Here is a 5,754-nt window from a genome sequence, read left to right as displayed (position 1 = left end):
CCGAGACGCTTCGCAGCCTTGGACATACGCAGCAACTCCACCCACGCAACAATACATGCACAACACTAGGGATTACCAATGAAGTTGGTGAGCCTTACACCGTTCGTGATGGCCGGCGCGCGCCCGCCGGGTGTACCTGCTGCCTTGCCCTCCTTCGCGGAGACCAACCTGCGCACGTATGTACGCGCGCGGGACGGCCGGGACGGCCTGTGGTTCCTGACCCTCGAGGTGAGTTCCCCGGTCATGCTGGCCGCCCGTCTGATCGGTGCGCCGTACCACCTCGGGCACCTGACGCTGTCGCGCGCCGGTGATGTGGTGACCTACGCCGGGGCGCGGGGGCATGGCGGGCGGTCGTACCGCGTGGTGGTCCTTCCGGGCGAGCCGGTCCAGCCGAGCCCACGGGACGTGTGGCTGACGTCGCGGTGGCGGGCCTTCACACGGGGCTGCGGCGTGCTCTGGCAGACGCCCGTCGAGCATGAGCCCTGGCCGCTGCGGGCTGCGCGCCTGGACGACCTCCAGGAGACCCTCACCCGGGAGGCCGGGCTGCCGCCGCCCGCACAGGAGCCGCTCGTGCACTTCTCGGATGGGGTCCACAAGGTCCGCTTCGGGGTCTCGCGCCCGGTGCGGCCGACAGCGAGGAGACAGGGATGAACCCGGTGCTCGTGGCGCGGGCCCAGGGGGCGTTCAACCTGGTTGGCGGGGGCTGGCCGCTGCTGCACCTGCGCAGCTTCGAGTGGGTTTTTGGACCCAAGTCCGAGGAATGGCTCCAGCGCACGACGGCCGGACTGCTGGCCACGGCTGGATGGAGCCTGCTGTTCACCCCGGCCGGTGGGGTGCGTCAGGCCCGTCGCACGGGCCTGGGAACGGCCGTGACCTTGCTGGCCGTCGACGTGGTGTACGTGCCCATGGGCCGGATCCGTGCGACCTATCTGCTGGACGCGGCGATGCAGACCGGATGGCTGCTGGCGTGGCGCCGGTGCGGCCGAATCGGGCCGGCCGCGGGCGGATGAACGGGACCGCCGCCGAGGCACCCTGATGCGCCGATCCGCGCGGACTACCCGGCTGCGCTTCGACGGCTGGATCGCCGGGATCGGCACGGCGTCCGGCGCCCGCCTGATCCTCGGCTACTGGCCCCGCTCCTCCCTTGGGCCGTTCAGCGACGTGATGCTCGAACGGGCCGACGGTCACCGCCTGTTGCTGGCCCCCACCCGGCGTACGGCGGACTTCATCGCCGGCACATACTCCTTCGACGAGGTCTGGATCGAACCCGTACGCGTCCGCGTCACCGGCGACGACTGGACGGTCACCGCAGGCCCGCTGCTCGACCTCCGGTTCACCGCCGGCCGGCGCGGCCCCGTGGGGCTGCTGCTGCGGGCGGTCCCCGGTGCGCTGGCCGCCCGGCCCTTCTGGACGGCGGCGACGGGCCCGCTCGCCCGCCTTCTCCTGGGCGTTCGTACCCGTGGGACGGCCGGCGGCGACCGATATGAGTGGTACGGCGCCCGCGATCTGCATCTGATCATGGCGGCGACCGCGATCCTCGAGGGGCGAGACCTCGGCGCCCTCACCGCGGTGGAACCGCCCGTACGGTTCGGCTTCGGCTCCACGCCCCGCACGCCCTGCCTCGTACGCGTCACGACGACGGTGAGTACACCGCGCACGCCCGAACCTCTTGCATCCCCGGCTACACGGCAGCCACGCGCACAAGAAGGAGGCTTCTGATGAACGCCCCACCACGGAGCTCACCTCCGCGCCACCCGTCCGTACACGGCGCCGACATAAAGCTGCTCGGCATCTATCTGAACGACCACCTCGCCGGCGCGACCGCAGGCACCCAGCGGGCCGGCCACCTGGCACGTGCCGCCCGTGGTTCCGCGCTCGGCCGGGCGCTCGGGCCCGTCGCCACCGACATCGCCCAGGACCGGACGGCGCTCGTCGGCATCATGCGGGACCTGGGCGTCCCCGTACACCGCTACAAGGTGTGCGCGGGCTGGGTCGCGGAAAAACTGGCACGGCTGAAGGGCAACGGCCGCCTGGTGCGACGCTCTCCGCTGAGCACCGTGCTGGAACTGGAGGCGCTGCGGCTGGGGGTGGAGGGCAAGGCGGCCGGATGGCAGACCCTGCGCCGGCTCACCGGGACGGACGACCGCCTCGATCCAGCCCTGCTCGACAGGCTGCTGGAGCGGGCCCGACGGCAGCAGGACACCGTGGAGGAATGGCGCATCCGCCAAGCCGAAGCGGCACTACGCACAACGGCCGACTGAGCGAGAGGCATGCTCAAGGCCTGTGGATCGAGCCCGGGGAGCACGCGAAGGGCGTACCTTCCCGAGTGATCGACTGATGGTCATCGAGTAGGCCGGTGTTCGCAGCACCGGTCGGGAAGGCACCCCGTGCTCAGCGTAGTCAACGACGACGGCACCACGCCGAACGGCTCCCTGATCGACGAGATCGTTCGGGAGGGCGCGCGGCGGATGCTCGCGGCGGCTCTGGAGGCCGAAGTCAACGCCTACATAGCCGAGTTGGCCGACCAGCGGGACGAGACCGGGCGGCGGCTCGTGGTCCGCAACGGCTACCACCAGCCGAGGAAGGTCACCACCGCGGCCGGTGCGGTCGAGGTCAAGGCCCCGCGTGTGAACGACAAGCGCGTCGACGAGGCCACGGGCGAGCGCAAGCGGTTCTCCTCCGCGATCCTGCCGCCGTGGTGCCGCAAGTCCCCGAAGATCAGTGAGGTGCTGCCGCTGCTCTACCTGCACGGCCTGTCCTCGGGGGACTTCGTTCCGGCGCTGGAGCACTTCCTGGGCAGCTCGGCCGGACTCTCGCCCGCGACGGTCACCCGGCTGACCCAGCAGTGGCAGGCCGACCACGCCGCGTTCATGGACCGCGACCTGTCGGAGGTCGACTACGTGTACGTGTGGGCCGACGGCATCCACCTCAACGTCCGCCTGGAGGAAGCCAAAGCCTGCGTGCTCGTCCTGGTCGGCGTGCGCGCCGACGGCTCGAAGGAACTGGTCGCGCTCAAGGACGGCTACCGCGAATCCGCCGAGTCCTGGGCCGACCTGATGCGCGACCGCACCCGCCGCGATATGCGCGCCCCAGTCCTGGCGGTCGGTGACGGCGCCCTGGGCTTCTGGAAGGCCCTGGCCGAGGTGTTCCCCGCCACCCGCGAGCAGAGGTGCTGGGTTCACAAAACCGCCAATGTCCTCGACGCCCTGCCCAAGTCCGCGCAGCCCGGCGCGAAGAAGGCCATCCAGGACATCTCCAACGCCGAAGACCGCGACCACGCGGTGCAGGCGATCAAGACGTTCGCCAAGCTCTACGGGGCGAAGTTCCCCAAGGCCGTCAAGAAGGTCACGGACGATCAGGAGCAGCTGCTGGCATTCTTCGGCTTCCCGGCCGAGCACTGGATCCACCTGCGGACCACGAATCCGATCGAGTCGACGTTTGCCACCGTCCGGTTGCGGACCAAGGACACCCGCGGCGCCGGCTCCCGCACCGCCGCCCTGGCCATGGTCTTCAAGCTCGTCGGGTCCGCCCAAGCCCGCTGGCGGGCGGTGAACGCACCCCACCTCGTCGCCCTCGTCCGCGCCGGAGCCCGCTTCGAGCGCGGCCAGCTCGTCCAGCGTCCCGAGGCGGTCGCAGCATGAGCCAGCCAACGCACGGCACGCTGCATCACGTCGAGCTGTGGGTGCCGGACCTCCACCGCGCGCTCGCCTCGCTCGGCTGGCTGCTGGAGGCGCTGGGTTACACCCTCTTCCAAAGCTGGGACGGCGGCCGCAGCTGGCGGCTCGGGCCGACCTACCTGGTCATCGAGCAGTCCCCGGACCTGACCGCCGAACAGCACGACCGCCGCCGCCCGGGACTGAACCACCTGGCCTTCCACGTCGAAGACGCCGCCATGGTCGAGAAGCTGACAGCCGACGCCGCCCGACACGGTTGGCACCTGATGTTCCCCGAGCGGCACCCATACGCCGGCGGTGGACAGCACTACGCCGCCTACCTGGAGAACGACGACGCTTTCGAAATCGAGCTCGTCGCGATCAAGTCACCCGACCGAAACCGAGATCAGCAGGTCCACAGACATCCGAGCTTCGTAGGAAGTCAAGAGACAGCAGCTGCTCCGGCGCCCGGAAAAGCCTTGGACGGGTCAAACCTCTGCCCAGTGGCCAGGCAGTGATGCAGGCATCCGAGGAAGCGGTTGAACAGGTTCCGCATGGCGGCGGTGTGTCGGTCCCCGCGGGCCCTGCGCCGGTCATAGTGTTCTTTGACCTGCGGGGAAGGAAGTGCTCCGAAGATCCAGACGTAGCCGGCTGCGGCCAACCGCTGATTCTTGACGCGTCGATGGTGAACGGCGTGGCTCTTGCCGCTGGCGACGGTGATCGGTGCGGCTCCGGCGTATGCCTTCAAAGCGCGTGCGTCGCGGAAGCGGGAGCGGTCGTCGCCGATCTCACCAAGCACACGAGCCCCGGTGAGCGGTCCGATGCCCGGGAAACTGCTGATGATCTCGCTATCCGGGTGCTGGAAGAATGCCTTGGCCGCTGCGGCTGCGAGGTCGTCCGCGGCCTGGCAGGCTGCGTCCAACTGTCGTACGAGAGCAGCGGTCTGACGCCCCATCGCCTGCTCCACCAAGGGAAGTTGGTGGAGGTAGTCGCCGGTGAAAACGGTCCGCAGGCGGTCGGTCCAGGTGTCGATGTTGCGCTGCCGCCCGGACTTGCGCAGCAGCGACCGCAGCTGGGTGCGGGTCAGTCGCGCCGCCGACGCCGGGTCCGGCGCGGCGGCGAGCACGGCCCGCGCCTCTCGGGAGTCCAGGCCGACGCCCCGGACCTGGAAGGCCGCTAGTGCAGCCGGGAAGTACTGCTTGAGGTGAGAGCGGAGCTGGTTGTTCAGCTGGGCCCGATTCCAGACTGCGTCCTGCTGGGCCCGGGCCAGGACTGAGATGGCCTGGGCCAGTTCGGAGTCGGCCGGCAACGGCCGGTGGACAGCGGCGTCTGTGCGCAGGATGTTGGCCAGCGCCATGGCGTCGGCGTGGTCGGACTTCGCCCGGGCTACACGGTGACGCTCACGGTAGCGGGCGACCGCCATCGGGTTGATCGAGTACACCTTCCGGCCGGTGGCGCGCAGGCAGGCGAACAGCAGGCCGCGTGCGGTCTCGACGGCGACGGGGATGGGATCCTGTGGGCTGTCTCCGGCCTCGGCCAGAAGGTTGAGCAGCTGGCGATAGCCCTCCGCATCGTCGTTGATATGCCGCTTGGCGACGAGTTGTCCGGCCTCGTCGACCAGGGCCACGTCGTGATGGTTCTCGGCCCAGTCGATTCCGCAGGTGATCGTCAAGCCTGCTCCTCTCTCCCGTGTTTGCCCAGCGTGTGAGCCTGTGCGGGGACACGCAGCGACCTAATAGGAGGGCTCAGTGGCCCGACATCCGATGAGCTGTTCGTGGCCCCAGCAGGCCGCACGGCCCCGGTCTTCGGAGAGAGCTCCGTGGCTCGCGTGTTGAGGAGCGGGTGATCGTACGGACGGCTCGGGTCGCGATCATGAATGCCCTTGTGGAGGGCGATCGAAGCTCACTCACATGAGTGCACGGCGACGGAGCCCTCTGCCTGTGGACAGGAGTCCGGCTCCGAGTCTTGAGTAGGGGTCATCCGACGCCGTGCACTGCTATTAGGTCTTGATGCGATGAAGGGGCGAAGTCCCGCCCTCCGCGGGTGGTCTGGGTAGACGCCAGTCACCCACTTCGTGACGGCGAAGGAGCCCCAGGTGAGC

6 protein-coding genes and 1 pseudogene are annotated in these 5,754 nt (G+C 69.4%); 6 read left to right on the top strand and 1 reads right to left on the bottom strand.

Translation table 11 applies throughout. The annotated features are described in order from the left end of the window. Positions 1–78: 78 nt before the first annotated feature. The 6 genes and pseudogenes from ACIBJF_RS51735 to ACIBJF_RS51710 all read left to right on the top strand — a co-directional run. Positions 79–651 (top strand): YqjF family protein, encoded by a 573-nt coding sequence (locus ACIBJF_RS51735; protein WP_399184848.1) that lies wholly within the window; start codon positions 79–81, stop codon positions 649–651. After that, complete coding sequence (locus ACIBJF_RS51730; protein WP_399184847.1) at positions 648–1,010, top strand: hypothetical protein; 363 nt, start codon at positions 648–650, stop codon at positions 1,008–1,010. Before ACIBJF_RS51735 ends, ACIBJF_RS51730 begins: the two co-directional genes overlap by 4 nt. Positions 1,011–1,035: 25 nt before the next feature. Next, positions 1,036–1,719, top strand: a complete 684-nt coding sequence (locus ACIBJF_RS51725) for a hypothetical protein (protein WP_399184846.1) — start codon at positions 1,036–1,038, stop codon at positions 1,717–1,719. Beyond that, positions 1,719–2,261: a hypothetical protein gene (locus ACIBJF_RS51720; protein ID WP_399184845.1), complete on the top strand. Its 543-nt coding sequence runs from the start codon at positions 1,719–1,721 to the stop codon at positions 2,259–2,261. Before ACIBJF_RS51725 ends, ACIBJF_RS51720 begins: the two co-directional genes overlap by 1 nt. Positions 2,262–2,387: 126 nt before the next feature. Beyond that, the gene (locus ACIBJF_RS51715; RefSeq protein ID WP_399184844.1) at positions 2,388–3,641 is read left to right on the top strand and encodes an IS256 family transposase; all 1,254 of its coding nucleotides are present in this window, start codon (positions 2,388–2,390) and stop codon (positions 3,639–3,641) included. After that, positions 3,638–4,033: pseudogene (locus tag ACIBJF_RS51710) on the top strand (VOC family protein); the annotation flags it as partial. The gene ACIBJF_RS51715 and the pseudogene ACIBJF_RS51710, both read left to right, overlap by 4 nt. Positions 4,034–4,095: 62 nt before the next feature. Here the strand turns inward: ACIBJF_RS51710 and ACIBJF_RS51705 are convergent. Next, entirely contained in the window at positions 4,096–5,325 is a 1,230-nt protein-coding gene (locus tag ACIBJF_RS51705; protein WP_399184843.1) for an IS110 family transposase, read from the bottom strand. Between the last annotated feature and the right edge of the window lie 429 nt (positions 5,326–5,754).

The sequence above is a fragment of the Streptomyces sp. NPDC050743 genome (assembly GCF_044456925.1).
Classification (GTDB): Bacteria; Actinomycetota; Actinomycetes; order Streptomycetales; family Streptomycetaceae; genus Streptomyces.
The sequence above is the reverse complement of the archived record's forward strand: the minus strand, read 5'-3'. Positions and strand labels throughout refer to the sequence as shown.

Coding starts and splice junctions, on each gene's coding strand:
- ACIBJF_RS51730 (WP_399184847.1), top strand. CDS start 648: ATGAACCCGGTGCTCGTGGCGCGGGCCCAGGGGGCGTTCAACCTGGTT.
- ACIBJF_RS51720 (WP_399184845.1), top strand. CDS start 1,719: ATGAACGCCCCACCACGGAGCTCACCTCCGCGCCACCCGTCCGTACAC.
- ACIBJF_RS51735 (WP_399184848.1), top strand. CDS start 79: ATGAAGTTGGTGAGCCTTACACCGTTCGTGATGGCCGGCGCGCGCCCG.
- ACIBJF_RS51725 (WP_399184846.1), top strand. CDS start 1,036: ATGCGCCGATCCGCGCGGACTACCCGGCTGCGCTTCGACGGCTGGATC.